General features: G+C 57.9%; 15 protein-coding genes. 6 read left to right on the plus strand and 9 right to left on the minus strand.

Annotated features, from left to right (window positions below; genetic code table 11):
- Window positions 1-20: 20 nt before the first annotated feature.
- The gene (locus Q666_RS64060; RefSeq protein ID WP_023001634.1) at window positions 21-1,328 is read right to left on the minus strand and encodes an oligosaccharide flippase family protein; all 1,308 of its coding nucleotides are present in this window, start codon (window positions 1,326-1,328) and stop codon (window positions 21-23) included.
- 52 nt (window positions 1,329-1,380) lie between these two features.
- Here Q666_RS64060 and Q666_RS0134355 point away from each other — a divergent pair, with 52 nt between their 5' ends.
- Window positions 1,381-2,244 carry a polysaccharide deacetylase family protein gene (locus tag Q666_RS0134355; protein ID WP_152533468.1) on the plus strand — a complete coding sequence of 288 codons (864 nt, stop codon included), beginning with the start codon at window positions 1,381-1,383 and terminating at the stop codon, window positions 2,242-2,244.
- A gap of 31 nt (window positions 2,245-2,275) precedes the next feature.
- Here Q666_RS0134355 and Q666_RS0134360 read toward each other — a convergent pair whose 3' ends face one another.
- Entirely contained in the window at window positions 2,276-3,184 is a 909-nt protein-coding gene (locus Q666_RS0134360; protein WP_023001632.1) for a glycosyltransferase family 2 protein, read from the minus strand.
- A 356-nt stretch (window positions 3,185-3,540) separates the two neighbouring features.
- Between Q666_RS0134360 and Q666_RS64065 the strand changes: the two genes are divergently transcribed.
- Window positions 3,541-5,154 carry an alpha/beta hydrolase gene (locus Q666_RS64065; RefSeq protein WP_161633264.1) on the plus strand — a complete coding sequence of 538 codons (1,614 nt, stop codon included), beginning with the start codon at window positions 3,541-3,543 and terminating at the stop codon, window positions 5,152-5,154.
- 17 nt (window positions 5,155-5,171) lie between these two features.
- Here the strand turns inward: Q666_RS64065 and Q666_RS64070 are convergent, their stop codons facing one another.
- The 4 genes from Q666_RS64070 to Q666_RS64085 form a co-directional block, all read right to left on the minus strand.
- A complete protein-coding gene (locus tag Q666_RS64070; protein ID WP_023001630.1) occupies window positions 5,172-7,520 on the minus strand; it encodes a GumC family protein in 2,349 nt (782 codons plus the stop codon).
- Between the two features lie 144 nt (window positions 7,521-7,664).
- Window positions 7,665-8,978, minus strand: coding sequence for an O-antigen ligase family protein (locus Q666_RS64075; RefSeq protein WP_152533469.1), 1,314 nt, complete (start codon window positions 8,976-8,978; stop codon window positions 7,665-7,667).
- 164 nt (window positions 8,979-9,142) lie between these two features.
- Window positions 9,143-10,465, minus strand: coding sequence for a cellulase family glycosylhydrolase (locus Q666_RS64080; RefSeq protein ID WP_023001628.1), 1,323 nt, complete (start codon window positions 10,463-10,465; stop codon window positions 9,143-9,145).
- Entirely contained in the window at window positions 10,462-11,682 is a 1,221-nt protein-coding gene (locus Q666_RS64085) for a glycosyltransferase (protein WP_023001627.1), read from the minus strand. Before Q666_RS64085 ends, Q666_RS64080 begins: the two co-directional genes overlap by 4 nt.
- 353 nt (window positions 11,683-12,035) lie before the next feature.
- Here Q666_RS64085 and Q666_RS64090 point away from each other — a divergent pair, with 353 nt between their 5' ends.
- Together Q666_RS64090 and Q666_RS64095 are read left to right on the plus strand one after the other, a co-directional pair.
- Window positions 12,036-12,650 carry a putative colanic acid biosynthesis acetyltransferase gene (locus Q666_RS64090; RefSeq protein WP_023001626.1) on the plus strand — a complete coding sequence of 205 codons (615 nt, stop codon included), beginning with the start codon at window positions 12,036-12,038 and terminating at the stop codon, window positions 12,648-12,650.
- 163 nt (window positions 12,651-12,813) lie between these two features.
- Window positions 12,814-13,602, plus strand: a complete 789-nt coding sequence (locus Q666_RS64095; protein WP_023001625.1) for a WecB/TagA/CpsF family glycosyltransferase — start codon at window positions 12,814-12,816, stop codon at window positions 13,600-13,602.
- Here Q666_RS64095 and Q666_RS64100 read toward each other — a convergent pair.
- Both Q666_RS64100 and Q666_RS64105 read right to left on the minus strand, forming a co-directional pair.
- The gene (locus tag Q666_RS64100; RefSeq protein WP_023001624.1) at window positions 13,599-14,360 is read right to left on the minus strand and encodes a cobalt-precorrin-6A reductase; all 762 of its coding nucleotides are present in this window, start codon (window positions 14,358-14,360) and stop codon (window positions 13,599-13,601) included. The two genes, Q666_RS64095 and Q666_RS64100, sit on opposite strands and share 4 nt — an antisense overlap.
- Window positions 14,350-15,444: a cobalt-precorrin-5B (C(1))-methyltransferase gene (locus Q666_RS64105; protein WP_023001623.1), complete on the minus strand. Its 1,095-nt coding sequence runs from the start codon at window positions 15,442-15,444 to the stop codon at window positions 14,350-14,352. Before Q666_RS64105 ends, Q666_RS64100 begins: the two co-directional genes overlap by 11 nt.
- 130 nt (window positions 15,445-15,574) lie before the next feature.
- On the opposite strand from Q666_RS64105, the gene cobA reads away from it, so the two are divergent.
- Together cobA and Q666_RS64115 are read left to right on the plus strand one after the other, a co-directional pair.
- Window positions 15,575-16,465, plus strand: a complete 891-nt coding sequence (gene cobA, locus Q666_RS64110) for a uroporphyrinogen-III C-methyltransferase (protein WP_023001622.1) — start codon at window positions 15,575-15,577, stop codon at window positions 16,463-16,465.
- Window positions 16,455-17,774 (plus strand): cobyrinate a,c-diamide synthase, encoded by a 1,320-nt coding sequence (locus tag Q666_RS64115; RefSeq protein ID WP_023001621.1) that lies wholly within the window; start codon window positions 16,455-16,457, stop codon window positions 17,772-17,774. The genes cobA and Q666_RS64115 overlap by 11 nt, the downstream gene beginning before the upstream one ends.
- Here Q666_RS64115 and Q666_RS64120 read toward each other — a convergent pair.
- The gene (locus Q666_RS64120) at window positions 17,771-18,400 is read right to left on the minus strand and encodes a class I SAM-dependent methyltransferase (protein WP_023001620.1); all 630 of its coding nucleotides are present in this window, start codon (window positions 18,398-18,400) and stop codon (window positions 17,771-17,773) included. The two genes, Q666_RS64115 and Q666_RS64120, sit on opposite strands and share 4 nt — an antisense overlap.
- Window positions 18,401-18,555 lie beyond the last annotated feature (155 nt).

Consider the following 18,555-nt stretch of genomic DNA (forward strand, 5'->3'; position numbering starts at 1 on the left):
GCCTTTCTGGAAGCGACGGATCAGCCTGCGGTTTCGTCTGGTTCGGGAGCAGGTGCCTTTGTCCAGAAAATGAAGAACCAGGTGCCCGCGGTCAAAGCAATCTGGACGCCAAAGCGGAAAAGCGCTGCGCCGGCCAAGCCTCCCAACGCAGCGCCAAGGCTGACGACGGGTATCAGCAGGAGGCTGGTGCTGATAAGCAGCGCCATCCGCACGCGTTGACGACCGGTGGCTCGCAAGATGTCCGCCCCTACACCGGAAAGCCCCATCAGGAGCGGATAAAACGCAAGGCACATAACGACTGTCGGTGTTTCCGCGAAATCTTCACCCAGAACAAGGGGAATGAAACCGGCGATCAGCAACAGGAAAACTGCGACCGGCAGGGCGAGGAATACCGTCACCGGCAACAGCTTGACGCCGAAAGCAAGGCTGCTTGCCTGCCCATCTTGTGCCTGGCGAAAATGGCGGGTGTAGGTTGCATAGAGAAACGCTCTGACGGGCGCTGAGGCTGCGTCGATGATGCGGAACCCGGCTGCGTACTGCCCGCCTGCATCTGCGCTCAAAGTGTGAACGACCACCGGCTTGTCCAGATCCTTCATGCCGCCGATGGCAAAAAACTCGATGCAATAGAGAAGGCTGAGTTTCAGGTCGTCCCGGATCAGGGTGAAGGTCGGCCGGCCGAGATCACGCAGAACTAGCCAGCAAGCCGCAAGAGCAGACAGAATTCCGGCGGCGAAATACCACCACGCCCATTCCTGGAGCGTGAGACTTCCGGGGAGAAGCGTGGCAACGAACAGGAAAGCGAGTTTCAACGAAGCAGCCAGAACATTGATGACAATCTGTTTTCTGGCCCGGTCAAAGGCCATGTAGGACTGCGCGGACAAGATCACCAGCTTTGTGAGGAGCAGATCCGAAACAGTGACAATCGCGATAGTCGATAGCGGAACGGTATCGCCGATGAGGACGTACAACAAAGCGATTGTCCCGGGCAGGACAAACGGAAAGGTAAGTCCCATCATGATCAGGGAATGCCCGAGGTATCTGTCGAAAGACTGAGGCTCAACCGCGACCCGCTGGAGGAGAAGGTATTCACTGCCCAACCCGACCAGGAAACCGGCCATGATGGAGACACTGACGATGGTGATGAACAGACCGTAGTCTGCTGCCCCCAAGGCGCGCGAAATGAACAGGAAAAAGACGAGCTGAATGACGAGCAAGAGACCAAAATTGATCGTGTAGGAAATTGTATTGGCAACAAGCGGGCGTCGTGAGAGGCCAAGGGCCTTGTCATAAAGCGCGCGAAATTTTCTCGATGCCGAACTGGAATTCATTGACACGAAATTGCCTCGAGGCGTGGGCCGTTGATCGAAAAAAGCGGGATCCGTGGCCGCTGGCCTTGGACCGCAGGAGCGGATTTTGTGTATCTGCCCCCCGGATAAGTCACAACAGAAACTAGGTGCCAAACCTGACTGCGCCGTTAATAGGCAGGCAACGCGAACCTGCACAAACTATTTTAACTTCCCTGCGTCAAGGATCTGGCGTCCTGTTCGAAAAGGCGGAGAAAAAATGCTGGCAAAAACGCAGGTTCTCACTTTCCACGGTATTGGTGTACCAGCGGTGCCTGTTTCGCCGGAAGAGAGCCATTACTTCGTCCCGATAGAGACTTACCAGCGCACAATTGAACGCCTTCCTGCACTTGAGCAGAAACACGGAGTGAAGCTGGAAATCACCTTTGATGACGGCAACCTGTCTGATTACGAGGTTGGGTTGCCAACCCTTGTGGAGGCGGGCCGGCCAGGTCGTTTTTTCGTTCTGGCTGCACGTATCGGGGCAAAGGGCTATCTGACCGCCGAACAGATGCGGGAGATTGTTTCGTCGGGATCGGTCATCGGCAGCCACGGCCACGACCATGTCGACTGGCGCAAGCTGGATGCCGCCGGCTTTCAACGGGAGCTTTACGACGCACGAAAGAAAATCGAGGATGCGGTAGGGGCTGCTGTTACAGAAGCGGCGATCCCATTCGGTGCTCTGGACGCGAACGTTTTGCATCGTCTCAAGGAAGCCGGGTATCGGCGGGTCTTCACAAGCACACCAGGACTTGCCTATCAGACGGCATGGTTCTGTCCGCGCTTTTCGCCTGCAAATGGCTTCGACCCGGATCGTGACATCCCGCCGATGTTTTCGGCCAAGAAGCGCCTGAAAAGCTCCCTCTATGCCTTCGCACGGCGCGCGAAATTCCGCATTTGAAGGCATGTCCGAGGCGTCGGCGCCAGCTGGTTCAATCCGGTTTTCTATAGAGCTCTGCAAGGGGCAGGTTGAATACAGCGCGCAGCTTGCCTGTATTGAGCGCAAGTTTTTGCCGCATCCGGAAAGAACGTCCCCTGTCGAGAAGCCGGAATGCGAGCGCTAAAACACCGGCAACTGCACATTTTGCCAGTGCTCCAAATGCGAAAAAAACGTGCCAGAAAGGGTCTGGATGCCGGGCGAGGCGCATCTGGCCATAGGATTGGCCTGACCGTGTCGCGCGGCTGAGAATGAACTTCGTCGACAATCGGTCTTGTGGAACATGTTCGTGCGCAATCGCATCGTCCGTGGCAAAGATACGTGCCCCGCGTTCGGCTGCTTGAGCAAAGAAGATGGTGTCTTCGCCGCCTGTCCGGCCATAGGCTTCATCAAATCTCAGTTCCAGCGCATGAACAAAACCAACCCGCACCAGCGTGTTGCCGCCCCGGCCGGTGTAAAGCCGTTTTCCTCGGTGCCCCCAGTCGGTGTAAAGCGGGTTCGCACGCCGCATCCACTCGGGCGTATTGTCCGGATAGCGTGGTTTTACCGGGCCGATCACGACGTCTGCGTTGAAGTCTTTCTGGCAGGCGAAGAGTTTTTCCAGCCAATCTCTCTCCACCCATTCGTCGTCATCGACAAATATCAGCCAGTCGCCATCAGCTGCGTCGAGCAATGCGTTGCGGGCTGAAGAGATATTACCGCTCGCCACGGCAAGACAGGTCACGTCCAGCGACTTGATGGGATGACCGGCAACGAGTTTGGTCGCCGCACCGGATTTGGAATCGTCGGCCACCAGCACGTTGAGCTCCATCCCGACCGGTTTGGTCACCGCCGCCAGGGAACGTAACGTATCGAGCAAGGTTTCACGGCCAATGCTCGCTATGGCGACGGAAACTTTTTCCATTCAGACTGGGCTCCGAAGCAGAGTTGGAAGCAATCAACAGGATGTGAGACGATCTTTTAATGCACCAGAAGTTCCTGCAGCATTATTAAACAATGGCTTAGAAAAAAGGCGCAAGATGCCCCGGAATTTGGAAGGACCGCCTTTCACCCGCCATGAAGCTGGAGCTCGCACGTGATATGAACCGGCAAGGTTTTGATACCTCCTCTGCTACACCTGTTGCCGGAACGTCTGCTGTGGCCTTGCCGATCTCGTTTGATGGGCTTGCTGGTTATTTTCATCAAGCTGCGGGAGGCACAGCAATCCTGCTGTTGAGCCCCTGGGGGTATGAAGAGCTGTGTTCCCGGAAAAGCTACAGGATGCTCGGCGAAAAATTCGCTGCATCCGGGTACCCATGTCTGCGGTTCGACTATCCGGCAACCGCGAATTCACACGGGGACAGCGCGGACATTCAGGACAAGTCGGCATGGCAGGGTTCCGTTCGAACAGCCCTTTCCGAACTCAAGAGATTGGCAAACCCGGATCGGGTTGTCGTGGTCGGACAGGGGATAGGTGCAAGTCTCGCAAGCAACCTGGCAGCAGACGGAGAGATTGCAGGACAAGTGCTACTGGCGCCAGTTGCCCAGGGACGAGCTTATCTGCGGGAACTCGCAGCCTGGACGGCGTTGACGCAGCCGACGTTCCTGGTCAGTGCGTCGGATGGTCCCGAGGGCGGGTTGATGGCTGGCGGTTTCGTGCTCTCGGCCGCAACGGCCGACGAAATCAAATCGCTCAATCTCTACAAGACGGAATTGCCCTCCGGATTGAAGACATTGCTTGTTCAAAGGGCCGACCATCCGGGCGATCAGAAACTTGCAGATCACTACGCCGAAAACGGTTTGCAGTTCGAGAGCCTGTCGTTTGAGGGGTACGTCGACTATGTGTCCGACCCGACCCTGTCCGTCCCCCCGGTTCAAACGCTGGATCGGATTGTAGCCTGGGTGAAGGCCAATTTCCCGGCAGGGCAATTGGAGACTGCATCTCTTGCCGAAGTCTCTGCCGTTTCGGAGCCATTGCCAGATGTCGAGGAGGAGGCGCTGCGTTTCGGGCCCGACAAAATGTTCTTCGGCGTGCTCGCGAGCCCCCGTGGCAAATGTGCGGAAACGGCGGTGATCATGCTCAATTCCGGATATGACCATTCCATTGGTTGGGCACGCATGTCGGTCGGCTTTGCCAGGTCTCTTGCGGAAAGCGGCTGCGCGGTCCTGCGCACGGATCTGGCTGGTATTGGTGAGAGCTGTTATTGGCCGGATCAGCCGTCCCAGGTTCTTTATTCTGACAGGCAACTGGAGGATGTCAGAGCCGCCGTCGGGTTCGTCAAGGAAAGGACCGGGGTGAAAAACGTTATCCTGTTCGGCCGTTGCAGCGGTGCCTATCTCGCCCTTCTGGCGGCTGCAGACGATGACCGCGTCAATGCGGCCTTTCTGGTGAACTCACGCAAACTGGTCTGGGATCCGGACGAAAACGTGGACAAGGCTATCCGTGAGCCGATACAGACGCTGTCCAGCTATGGACGCAAGGCGGTCGATGCAGAGACCCTGAAACGGGTTCTGTCAGGGGAAATCAATCTGGTTTCCGCTCTGAAAAAGGTAACCCGGCCCGTGAAGTTGAAGGTCGACCGAACCCTGGCACCTGTTCTAGGCAATCTGTCACGCCATTACCGGCTCTTCAAGGTCCTGACCAGTCGCCTTCAGAAACTCGAGCAGCGTGATGTCCCAGTGTCTCTCGTTTATAGCGATAACGACCGGGGGCTTCTTGAGTTGCACAACTGGTTCGGCGTCGACCGGCATGGATTGAAAGCCTATCCGAACATCGAGATGCACGGCCTGCAGGATGCGGATCACAACCTGACACCTATCGCCGCCCGTCAACAGATGTTCGCCCTGTTGACCGAATTCGTTGCGAAAGTCTCCGCTTCAAGATCTCGCAAGTGATGCCTCAGCTGATCTGTTCACGCGTATTTACGGCGTGATGGCGGGGGAGTGCCGGTCATCGTTCGCACGAGACCGGAAGGCCGACCTTCTGCGATCGTAAGCAGGTCACGCGACAGGATCGGCATCGAGATCTGATCTTCTTCACGCTCGGCAACCGTGACCAGGAATTGCGTCGAAAGGCCTGCGAGCGGATCATCTTCGACAAGTTGCGGCAGGGCAACGCCATCGATGATTACAAGATCGTAGTCACGTGCAATGTCTGCGAAATCGAAAGCTTCGCGGATATTCATCCGGTGGTGCTTGTACTTCGGCAATCCGGAGACCAGCGACAGAAAGGAAATATCCAGCTCGTCGTAGTCGACAACCCGTTCGCGAAGCGTTCCGCCAATGTCTTCCATATCGTCGATGCTCAGGTCGTGGCTGAGCATTCGCTGTTTCGGTTCACCATCGGCGAGGAGCACGTGCAATCCGCGCTGGGCCGCCCCGAGAGCGAGGGCAAGGGCAGCAATTGTCTGGCCATGGCCAAGGGCGGGAGAGGTCAGAAAGACGATCCGCGTACCGTTTTGGGCAGGCGCGCTCTGGATCGATGCAATGATCTGGTCAACGCCTTGTCCGAAAGACCATCCAGGTCCGGCTTCGTCCGAATAAAACTGCTCGATCGCATCTTGTACGGCAGAGATGGCGTCGGAGCTGAGCGGACGGACACTGCCGTTTTCGTCGGTTTCCGTCAGCCAGGGCAGCTGGCTGATGACTTTCAGCCCGGGTTCTGATTGGGGCACCTGCCTGGAGGGAGTGCGTTTGCTTCTTGTCCGCGATCCCGGCAACCCCACTGATGAGCGTGCATTCTGGGAGGTGTCGACAGCCGTGGTTACGGGAGCAAGCGACTGTGCAGGGCCGGCCACAGCCATTGCAGGTTCGGGGTTCTGCAGGAACTCCGGCAACAGGTGTTTTTTGGCAATGCGAATGGCTTCGCCGCCAACGGCGATTATGGTGCCGAACAGCAGACCCAGGATTCCGGCCAGCACCACCATGATCTTCCGTTTCGGGTAGACCGGGCTTTCCGGCGGAATGGCAGGCGAAATGATGCGGGCATTAGGGAGAACAACCTGGTCGAGCTGCGAAATTTCCTTGGCCCGGCTCAGTGCGATCTCATAAAGCTGCCGAGTTGCCTGTGCTTCCGTTTCCAATTCACGCAACCTGATGGAGGCCGCCTGGTCGACGTCGGAAAGATTTCGCGTGGAATCGAGCTGCTGCTCGAGCCTGGAAACCCGTTCCTGATTGACCTGGACATCGATGCGTGTGGATTCCGCAATCCGCCTGATTTCGTCCCGGATGAGATTGCGCAACCGTTCCAGCTGGGATCTTGCCTGCACGACAGACGGATGTGAGGGCAGAAGATCGGCCATCAGCTGAGCTTCCGTGCGTGCAGCCGTGGCATATTGCTGGCGAAGTGAGGAGATCGTGGGGGAATTGACCACATCTCCGATGGATTCCGCGTCGACACCGCTTTGCAGAACCCGCTGGATCTCATCGTATTTGGCGGTTGCTTCCGCCAGTGCCGCTCGGGCATCGATGAGCCTGGAGTTCAGTCCGGTCAGTTCCTGTCCCGTCAGCAGCGACCCCTCGTCGGAGTTCTGCAGCTTGTTGGCCGCGCGGAATTTCTGGATTTCTTCTTCGGCTTGCCTCAGGCGTTCCCGCAAATCCACCAGCCGATCATCGATCTGGGCGGCGGCTTCGTCCGAGGCCAGGTCAACTTGCCGTTTCTGGTCGGACAGGTAGCTTTCGGCGATCGAATTCGCCAGAACGGCAGCCTGGACCGGTGAAGGGGATTCCGCGGCAATATTGATGACGAAGGTCTGACCAACGCGCTTGACGCTGGTTGCATCTGCAAGAGCTTCGACCGCGGCGGTTTCCTGCGCTTCAAGCGTTGCCGCGTCCTTCTTGGTTGCCCCGAAGATCAGGCTCTTGAACTGGCTCATCAGCCCCGGCTTGCCTTCGCCGAAATGAGGGTCTTCAGCCAGGTTGTTTTCCCGGGCGACGGGACGCAGCACAGTGTCGGAATGGATGACCGACATCTGACTGTCGATCACTTCCGAGCCTTGTCCCGTGCGGCTCGGGCGGTTCGGGTCATCGAAAGGCTGGCGGACAGTTGGGTCGAACAGGACTTGCGAGGAAGCTCTGAAGATCGGCGTGATGGTCAGGGAGTAGGCGGCAGTCAACGCTGCAAAAACAAATGCAATTGCCGCGATCAGGAAGATGCGGCGGCGCAAGACCTGAAAAATGGACAGGATGTCCAGAGCAATGGCATCGCGGCCTTGAAGGGCCGCCTTATCGTAAGCCGGGTTTTCTACCTGTCTGGGGTCCACAAAAAGTCACCTTATGTCCTCGCGGGCATGCGTCTTATTGCTTGTAAGCACTTATGGTTAGTGAACTGCTAATTTGCGGCAAGACTACGGTGCTCCGACACCACGAAGCCCGCTGTCATTTGCCTGCGACCAGAGAGGACGACACTAGTTCTGCGGACGATTGTCCCAGGTGCGAACCACTGCATGCGGCAGTAGCGCGGCAAGCAGGAAAATCAGCCAGTTCAGGGAAAAGGAACGAAACCAGGCGCTTTCCAGCATGTTGTGACAGGTCACGAAGAGGATCAACGAATAGCAGAGAAAGGCTATACGGTAGTCCAGCGAAACGACCCGGGCTGCGGAAAACAGAGCGGTCAGGATAACCAGGAACAATAGCGAAATTCCGACAATGCCGAGTTCGAGCATGACATCGAGATAACCGTTATGAGCCTGGATCAGCAAAATGACGAAACCCGGCGCCTCACGGAAGGCAATTGAATCGGACCCCGTGGCCCAGAAAGACGCATAGCCCTGGCCAAGTACCGGGGCTCTGGAAATCACATCCACGACAAACGCCCAGATGAACGTCCGACCGGTGTAGGTCTCGTCATTGAACAGGAACAGAGACAGGTCCGAGAACCCGAACCGTGTAAGGAGCGAGAGGAAGGACAGAAGAACGGCGCCGGTAACCGCTCCGAAAATCAGCAGCAATGCCGCATTGATACGGAAGAGGAACGCCATGCCGACTGCAATATAGGCGATAACCGGCATGAGGACGGCAAGCCCGAGGGATGTTTTCGACTGACTGAGAACAAGCAGGCCAAAAGCCAGTGCCGAAATGATCAGCATGCCGAAACGTTTCAGAAAACCGCGCGAAACCAGAAACCCGTAGATATTGAACATCATGGCCAAAGCCATGACCGCGCCCAGATTGTTTTTCTGAGTGTAGATGCCTGCGTGACCGATAGGTGTCGGCGGTAGCAGGACGACTGCAACCGCATTCATCAGAACAACGGTATTCATCAGCAGCATCAGTCGGCTTAGCAGTGAGCGGGCGTCGTCCGTAAAAGAAACCGAAATCACAAGGCTCATCACAATGATGATCTGCAAGACCACGCGGCGAAACGCAATTCCGGGTGCAGGAGACCAGAGCACGCTCGTGACAGCGAGCAGCAGATAAAGCATCAGGATCCAGATAAGCGGACTTTTCAGAACCGTAAACGCGTTAAGCAAGCGCCGCCCCGCCGATACCAGCAGAACCATGAACAGGCAGATCCAGAACAACTGGTTCAGTGCGTTGGACTTTGACGCGCTGATGTTGGCCGCGGTGTCTTCACCTCCGGACGACACCAGAAAGAATGGGCTGATCAACATCGGATAGGCAAGCAGCAGCACCGGAATCCAGTTGAAGATCCTGTCCAGCAACGTTTGCCCGTGCATGGCGGCCTGTGGCCCGGACTGTTCAACGGGGTGAACTGTCAAATCCCAGTCTCCAGATCAATTGCAGCTGCAGAAGCTTTCTGCCGGCCCGCACCGCTAGGTCAGTTACTAGGCATGATTCGCAGCTGTCAGCTCAATCTATCAGTCACGATTTCGCACAGTCGACTGCAAATTCCGCATCAACTGTCGTGCCTGGATGGCGCGGTTCATAGCGCGTCTGCGTTGAGCCCCAAGGTATCGACCATAGCCGGCTCGACGGTTCTTTTGACGTTGTCGGTCATCAGACCGAAGCCTTCGTAGTAGTCCCACAAGGCCCAGCCAAAGCCGCGTTCCTCCACCACTGTGCGGACGTCCTTGATCCAGGCAAGCCTGCTTCCATCGTCCGGAAGTCCTTTCGGGGGACGGATAGCACTGAATTCGCCAAGCACGATCTGGTCCGGGGAAATGTCGTGTTTTTCCGCCCACTGCGAGATCGTGTCAAAGCGGCTTTCAATGAAATTCCGGTCAGGCCTTTCACGTTTATAGTAGTCCCGGACACCGTCCATCGCCTTGTCGAAGGCATAGTCGGGAACGTCGACATCGGCTGCCTTGAGGGCGGCGATATGCTGACGTGTCCTCTCTTCGGCAGTCTCCACGTCACCCGCTGTCCAGGGATAGCTGAGGCCCGCGATATAGCGGAGAGGGTCCAATACCCAGGGGAGGGATTGATGGGTGAAATAGAAGGGCTCGTAGAAATGGAAGTCGACGATGATCTTGTCGTCGTAGCCGTCGAGACTCATGTACTCGAGGCCTTCCATGGACCGCCAGCAGCCCGGGGTAAGGACAATCGGCAGGTCTGGCGCAACACTGCGCGCCCTGTCATACAGCTGCTTTTGAGAGACAGACCAGTCCTGTCTGTCTTCTTCGAAACAGACGCCCTGCGGCTCGTTCATAAGTTCCAGCGCGACCTTGTCCGTCGGCAGATCGCGGATCCGCTTGGCGACTTCTTCCACAAGGTCGGAATAAGCCTGAAAGCGCGGGCCATCGGGTGCATCGCTCAAAATGTCGACAGGTGCCCATTCCGTGAGATACGCAGCCGGATGCAGATCGACCATCACGGTAAAGCCGCTGTCCAGTAAGCGAACCGTTATGGATTTCGTATCATCCAGCAATATGCGGCGTTCGCTGTCCGTCGCGGCCAGAAAGACGCCGGCGTCGATCGGAAAGCGAATGAAGTCGAACCCGAGCGCGCGCAGGCGTTCAAGTTCGGCGTCGGAGACCTTGGACAATTCGCCCCGGAACGGTGGCCAGAGATATTTTCCCGGCCGCTGGGGATCCCGATAGGCAAAATTTTGCAGTCTGGAAACATTGATACCCCGTTTGAATTTGGGGATCGAAATCGTCTCCTCCTTCGCTGCCTGAGTTCCTGCAGCGATGGCATTCTGACGTTCGTCCAGATACAGAAAACCACCAACGAAAACGAGGAAAGCCAGACCAAAAGCAAGCGCGGTCAGCCAGGACCATAGGCGCTTCGACTTTTTTGCGGTCACGTGCGGCTCCGTTGTTGATCTGGGGTCAAGACAGCTTCCAGGTCCTGACGGTAACTTTCAAGGATCATTGCAGGGTTAAACCGGTCGTGCAAGATTTGCTCGCTTGCCACAATCTGGCTGCGATAGTGAGTTGATTTTTCCGCCAATTCCTTGAAAGCGGCCGCAATTCCAGCGACATCACCGGGTTTCACGCCGATACCGACATCGATGTCATCAAGATAACCGTCGATACCCGTATCCTTGCCGTAGATAATCGGCAAACCGGCAAACAGCGCTTCCAGGTAGACCATCCCGAAGGTCTCGTTGTAGCTGACCAATGCCATCGCAAGATAGTGCGGCAGAACCTCGAACAGGTCCTTGCTGTTCATCGGTCCAAGAATCCGTACGCTGTCGCCGAGCCCCAGTTCGGCAATTTCCTTTTTCGCCGCTTCCACGGCCTCCGCACTGCCGGGGCCGATCAGGTCCAGTCCGATGTCCGGGTGTGTTTTTTGGAAAACGGCAAATCCCTGCAGCAGGTCGGACATTCCTTTCCGGCGGCGCATGTCCAGATCGAACACGCTGACGAACCGGGGGATCGGATCCTTTACCGGCACTTTGCTGGTGGAATTCCCAACGATGTTTGGAAGCAGTCTTTCCTTCTCAGGCTGCGCTGGAACATACGTGTGGTAGGTGTCCCGGAACCAGGCAGAGATATGATAGATCTTGTCTGCACGTGCCGCGATCCGGCGCATCAGGCTCCGGTACGTCGGCTTGAACAGCAGGATCTTGCGCTCCGATTCACCGCGAACGGAAATGAACAGCCGGGTATCCGGTCCAAACCGTTCTGCCAGCCACAATCCCGCGATGCCTTCAAACGAGAGTTTATGTGCGTGAACGAGGACGGGTGTCTCGTGCTCGGTCTTCAGCGTCTTAAACACATGTCTTGCGATACGTCGCATCGCCGATGCGAGACCTATACCCATCGGCAGGCCGAAATAGCGGTAGGAGTATAGCCGCACGCCTTTTATCTCACCGCAATCCTTGAAGCTGGCCTGCCAGGGCAAGCTGGTCCGGTCCATCGTCACGACGATGTGCCTGCCAAAGTCCACGCCGGTGACGAGACGCTCGATTGCGGTGGTTCTGCGATGGAATTGCTGCGGGTTCGGGTAGTCGGCGCTCAGATGCAGGATGAGGGGTGCTGCTGCACCCGGTTCACCGAATTCTGCTCTTGTGTCCATTGTTTCCCTCGGCAGCGAATATTAGCGGCAGAACGGTTGCGCCGTGCACATCGGTCTTTGATTGCAACAAGGCCGCAGGTCGTTCCATCAGCCTGTTTGATCGTCATTTTCGGGGCAAACTTCTCTCATTACGTTTCAATAAAGAGTGAATGCCGCACCTTGCGTCACCAACGGCTTCATTCTGGAGCGCCACGGGACAGCGAAAATGTACAATCGACAAAAATAACTAACTTTAAACGACAGTTCGTCACATTGCCGGCAGGCAGCCCCCAAGGTTGAGTGGCGTCCCCATGTTGGCCGGGAACACGTTTCACGAACAACCTGCTGGTGGAAACTGCGCAGGAGGACGATGAATGCCGAACCAGATCGACGAAGACAGGGACGCCAGGGCGCTCGGTGCGCAAAGCTTCGGCCTGAAGAACAGGCTGTTCCGTATCCTCTGGGGCATAGTCTGGCTCCTTCTGGCCTCCTGGACGCAGCCGTTGCATGGTTGGCGCCGTTGGCTCTTGCGACAGTTCGGAGCGACAGTGGGGGAGGGGGTCTATGTGGCTCCATCCGCCAGGATATGGCATCCGGGCAACCTGATCCTGGAGGATTTCGCCGCGATCGCAGACGGCGCAGATATCTACAACATGGGTCCTGTCACCATCGGCCGGTACGGTGTCGTCTCCAAACGCGCGCACATTTGCGCGGGAACGCATGACATCAACGACGACAAGTTCCTGCTGATCGCAAAACCCATCGTTTTGGAGGCCTATAGCTGGGTTGCCGCTGAAGCCTTTGTTGGCCCCGGGGTTCGCGTCGGTGAGGGTGCCGTTCTGGGAGCACGTGCGGTAACGGTGAAAGACCTGGCTCCATGGACTGTTTATGCAGGTAATCCTGCCAAGGCGCTCAAGGAGCGGGCGCGGTTTGAGCGTAGTGACGTGCCGAAGCGGGGATGGCGTGAACCGTTGGAAACCGCCGACTGATTTTCCCTCCGATTCAACGTGCCCGTCAGGCCCATTAAATATCGGTAACTACGAACTTTCTAACGGCTATGTTTACAACTGCTTAGAGACCGATCGGATATTGCTCTAATGCGTTCGCCGCCGTCGTAACCGGGACGAACGTAAAGGGGAGACTGGGAACGGAATGCTGGCAAGAGATTTCGAGAGTGAACTGCTGGGGTGCCGGATCGAAGCAACCGCTATCGGTCCGTTTGCCATCGGGCGTCTTCGCTCCCGGGATGCCATCCAGCTTGTCGAGGCCGCCGTTCAAAAGCGGCAGAACCTCGATATTGCCATCTGCAACGCCCATACGCTCCTGTCAGCGATGGATGATCCCCGCTACGCTGCAACACTCCAGAAAATGACGCTTCTGAACGACGGCATCGGTATGAGCCTTGCCAGCAAGCTGCTCAGGGAAGAACCGTTTCCGGAAAATCTGAACGGGACTGACCTCATTCCCCGGATCCTGGCGAACATCGGCATTCCGCTGCGGATCTATCTGCTCGGCGCCAAGGAAGAACAGGTTCGCCTTGCCAAGGAGCATATCGAGACTGCCTATCCGAAGCACCAGGTGGTTGGCTACCGGGACGGCTATTTCGCAAGCGATGAACTGGACAGCTTGTGCCAGGGGATCAACGAGGCAAAGCCGGACCTTTTGCTTGTTGCCATGGGGAACCCCAGACAGGAGACTTTCATCGTTGAGAACCGGTCGGCGCTGGCTGTTCCGGTCGCGATCGGGGTCGGGGCGCTGTTTGACTTCATGTCCGGGGCCGTTGTCCGCGCACCGAAGATATTCCAGGCAGCGGGCCTGGAGTGGCTGTTCCGACTGTTGCAGGAACCTCGCCGTCTGTTCCGCCGCTATGTCATCGGCATACCGCGTTTTCTGTTTGCCTTGATGAAAATCAGATTTTCCAGGTCCGGCGTTTCGCGCTAGCTCCCACATGCAAGGATCTGCCGTAACCGGTCAACGAGCGCTGAATTCGTTGGAGCAGTTTCGGCCTCCGGTAGATCTGGCCGGGCGATCATGATGACGGGAAGTTTCAAGGTCCGCGCAGCCTCGATCTTGGCGTAGGAACGACAGCCACCACTGTTTTTCGTCACCACGTGAGTGATGTTCTTTTCCAGAAACAGCGAAACTTCCTCGTCGGCAGATGCCGGGGGGCGGGAGAGGATCAGCTCCCAGGCGGAAGGTAATCGTGTTTTGGGCGGCTCAATCATCCGGACAAGACCGAAAATATCGATTCGATGAGTGAAGCGCTCGATCTCCTTGCGGCCAATGGCCAGGAAGGCGTGCGCGCCATCAGGCAGGGCTTCGGCCGCGTCGTCCATCGTCAGGACATTTGTCCAGGCGTCGCCTTCACCGGGGTGCCAGCATGGCCGTTCCAGGCGCACAAGCGGTACCTTGAGCATCTTGGCAGCCTCGGCCGCATTACGGCTCATCTGGGCAGCGAAGGGATGGGTCGCATCGACAATGACGGTGATCCCTTCGTGCCGCATGAAGGCCAGCAGACCGTCGGTGCCGCCAAACCCGCCGACGCGTGTCGGGACGCCAAGATCAGGCAGATCGCGAACCGCTCCGGCAAAAGAGGCGGTCAGGCGACTTTCCGGAAATGTTTCCGCCAGCGTTCCGGCCAATTTCCGGGCTTCGCTTGTTCCGGCGAGCAGCAGGATATGATTTGCCTTAGCGGTCAAAGCCTGTTTCTCCCAGCACTTTGCCCTGGCGGTCGGTGATCAGAACTTCCACATCCACCGGCGCATCGCGCAGGATCTGGCGGACGGCGTCCTTCGTTCGCTGCGCAAGTGGGCCACTGAGATCGATACCGGCAACCAGGGAGGCATCCAGCACCTCCTTGGCCGTGTTGGCCGAGGCGGCCTGTTCGATCAGATCCGCGGAAGCGTTCTCCTGACGCAGAAGATCCTGCAGGAATTCGAAGTCGACGGAGCTGCGGGCCGAATGCAGATCCAGCGCCCCTTGAGCCAGCTTGGTGAACTTCGCAAATCCGCCTGCGAGGGTCAGCCGGTCGACCGGATGACTGCGCAGGTATTTCAGCAAACCGCCGGCGAAATCCCCCATGTCGAGAAAGGCGGTTTCATCCAGATCGTATCGGGCCTTGACCGCGTCTTCGGAACTGGCGCCGGTTGCGCCAACCACATGTGACAGCCCGACTGCGCGCGCAACATCGATGCCCCGATGAATGGACGCAATCCACGCAGCGCAGGAAAACGGCCGGACGATGCCGGTCGTGCCAAGTACGGACAGGCCGCCCAGGATACCAAGCCTGGGATTCATCGTCTTGAGGGCGAGCTCTGCGCCGCCTTCGATCGAGACCGTTATCTCGACATCGCCGGCCCCGCCATTCAGTTGGGAAACCTCATCGATTGCCGTCCGCATCATCTGGCGCGGCACCGGATTGATAGCAGGTTCGCCCGGCGGGATCGGCAGGCCAGGCCTTGTGACGGTGCCGACACCTTCTCCGGCCCTGAAGATTACTCCAGAACCAGGAGGCAACAGGTTGACGGTCGCGCTGACCAAGGCGCCATGGGTCACGTCGGGGTCGTCCCCTGCATCCTTGATGATGGCGGCGGACGCCGATTTTCCTGAAAGCGTATGCCGGGTCAGCGCAAAGGACGCCGTGCCACCCTTGGGCAGGGTGATTTCGACCGGATCCGGGAAATCGCCGGTCAAAAGGGCCTGATACGCCGCCTTGGTGGCTGCTGTCGCACAGGCTCCCGTCGTCCAGCCCCGCCGCAGCTCTTTTGGCTCTTCCTTCGACATGCTCTTTCTATAGACGATGAAATTCCGCTTTGTGCATATTAGTTTATGTGCGCGATGAAATGTCGTTTTCGCATCGTTTTTGATCGCCGAAGCGCTTGGCGTTACCGGGCCACGCGGGTAAACAGGAACCATGACTGGAGAAGACGACAACAACAGACCGCATGAAGGCTTGCCGGGAGACCTGCCAGGCGGGTTACCCGTGTTCGAACCCGGCTGGGTTTGGCTTGCCGGTGCCGGTCCGGGCGATCCCGGCCTTCTGACACTGCATGCGCTCAATGGCCTGCGCCAGGCCGATGTTGTCGTGTTTGATGCCCTAGTCGATCAGAGCATTCTTGCCTGGGTCAAACCGGGAGCCGTGACTGACTACGCGGGCAAGCGCGGCGGTAAACCGAGCCCGAAACAGCGCGACATAACCTTGAAGCTGATCGATTATGCCCGCGAAGGCAAAAGGGTGCTTCGCCTGAAGGGCGGCGATCCTTTCGTCTTCGGCCGCGGCGGCGAGGAAGCGCTCGGCCTTGTCGAGGCCGGTGTGCCGTTCCGCATCATTCCCGGCATCACCGCCGGTATCGGCGGTCTGGCCTATGCGGGGATTCCCGCAACCCACCGGGACTGCAATCAGGCTGTCACCTTCCTGACAGGCCATGACCAGACGGGCCTCACCCCGGACGCGATCAACTGGGATGGTATCGCCAAGGGGTCGCCTGTCATTGTCATGTATATGGCGATGAAGCACTTGGACGTCATAGCCGGCAAACTGATTGCCGGTGGACGATCTGTGGATGAACCTGTGGGTATCGTGTGCAATGCTTCCCTTGCGGGCCAGGACGTTCTGGAAACCACGCTGGGCCGCTGCGCTGAAGACGCGAAGGCTGCCGGGATCGAACCACCGGCAGTTGTTTGTGTCGGTGAGGTTGTCCGTCTGCGCAAGGGGCTCGACTGGCTCGGCGCCCTGTCGGGCAAGGTGCTGGACAGTGACCCGCTAGGCCTGCGCATATCCTCCCGTTCTGCCGATGCCGGCTGATACTGCCAAGGCAGGCGCCAAGGGTGTTCTGATCGCGGCGCCATCGTCGGGTGCTGGCAAGACCACACTGACGCTTGCGTTGCTGCGCGCACTGAAATCCGCCGGGCGTTCGGTCGTTTCGGCCAAGTCCGGCCCGGATTACATCGATCCGAAATTCCACGAAGCTGCCAGCGGGATGCCCTGCATCAACCTGGACGCCTGGGCTATGGACCCGGCGACACTGCAGATGCTTGCCCACCGTCAGGCCGACGGTCATGACGTTCTCGTGGTCGAAGGCGCCATGGGGCTATTCGACGGAGCTGCCAGCGGCAAGGGCTCGGCTGCCGATCTGGCGGCAACGCTGCATCTACCAGTGATTCTCGTCATCGATTGCGGCAAACAGGCCCAGTCGGTCGCAGCGCTTGTTCATGGGTTTCAAAGCTTCCGGCCGGATATCAATCTCGCAGGCGTTATTCTCAACAAGGTTGGCAGCCCGCGCCACGAAGCCATGCTGCGCGCAGCGCTGGCACCGCTCGCCATCGATGTTCTGGGTGTCTTGCCGCGGGCTCAGGAACTAGGCCTTCCCGAACGCCACCTGGGGCTTGTCCAGGCGGGGGAACATCCGGATCTGGAAGCCTTTCTGGAAAAGGCGAGCGACCTGTGTACCCGGAATGTAGACCTGAACCGCCTGGAAACATTGGCGGCACCACTGAACCCTGCCGGTGATAACAGGGAAAATCTGCCCGCGCCGCTTGGCCAGTGCATTGCCATTGCCCGGGACGTTGCCTTTGCCTTTTCCTATCCGCATCTGCTGGATTTCTGGCGAAGGCAGGGCGCGAGGCTCGAGTTCTTCTCGCCACTCGCGGATGAAGCGCCGTCACCTGATGCCGATGCAATTTTTCTTCCCGGCGGTTATCCGGAGCTACATGCCGGAATGCTGGCTGCGGCAGACAGGTTCAAGGCTGGGGTCTTGAGGGCCGCATCCACCGGAAAGCTGATCTATGGCGAGTGTGGTGGCTACATGGCACTCGGCAAGGGCATGGTCGATGCCGATGGCACACGCCACGAAATGCTGGGGCTGTTGCCGCTGGAGACCTCGTTTCAGACCCGCAAGCGTCACCTCGGCTATCGAAAAGTCATGCCACTCCGTGGCCTACCCTGGCAAATGCCGCTATCCGCACACGAATTCCACTATGCCTCCATAATGTCGGAAGGCGGGGCGGAGCGGCTGTTTTCAGCGGAAGATGCCGAAGGCAACGAACTAGCGCAAATGGGGCTGCGCGCCGGATCGGTCATGGGCTCCTTTGCCCACGTCATTGCTCTCGCCTAAGCCACCTCAAGCACGACAAGCTCGCAATAGACGTCTTCCTTGGTGTGATAGGGACAATGGGTGATCTCCAGCGTCCTTGTTTTGCCGTCCTGTTCCAGCTGTTCGACCTTGGCCTTGAAGCCGTCGGCCTCCCAGGCGCTATCGCGTACTGTCAGGACGATGGGAGCACCCGGTTTGGCGATGCGCAGCAGTTCGTCGATCCCTTCCGGACCCACATGGCCATTCGTGAAGACGCCCGCGCTGACGATGCCGTCATAAATGTTGTCGTCAATGTCCGAGAGCGTGGCCATCATGTCGGCCTGGGACAGATTGCGGTAAATCCCACGGCTGCGCGAATGCTCCAGCATCGCCGGTGTCAGGTCTATGCCGTCAATGGTCAGGGCTGAATTGCGACTGATCAACTCGCTCCCAACGAGACCGGTCCCACAGCCTGCGTCCAGAACCAGCGCCGTTTTGGGCAGGCGTTTGACCAGTGCTTCCGCTGCAATCCTGGGGCCGACATACCCTATGGTCTGAAGCAGATCGGCATCGTAGGTCTCCGCCCAGTCCGCGTAGAACTTGCGAATGGCATCGGGATCACCGCTGAGAGAAATCGCCTGTTTCAGAAGTGGGTTTTCATCTGTCATGGGATTGCTCCTGTCCGGTCTTAATCCTGTTGAGATTAGGCGAGGGCAGGAGCGATATGCAAATGAGGCTCTCGGACAGGCAAATCATCGCTCGATGAACCTGCGAAGCGTTTCGCGACCTCCCACATACCGATGTTGACAGACAGTGGAAGGCC

It is taken from the genome of Labrenzia sp. C1B70, from assembly GCF_000475395.1.
In the GTDB taxonomy this organism is placed as follows: Bacteria; Pseudomonadota; Alphaproteobacteria; order Rhizobiales; family Stappiaceae; genus Roseibium; species Roseibium algicola.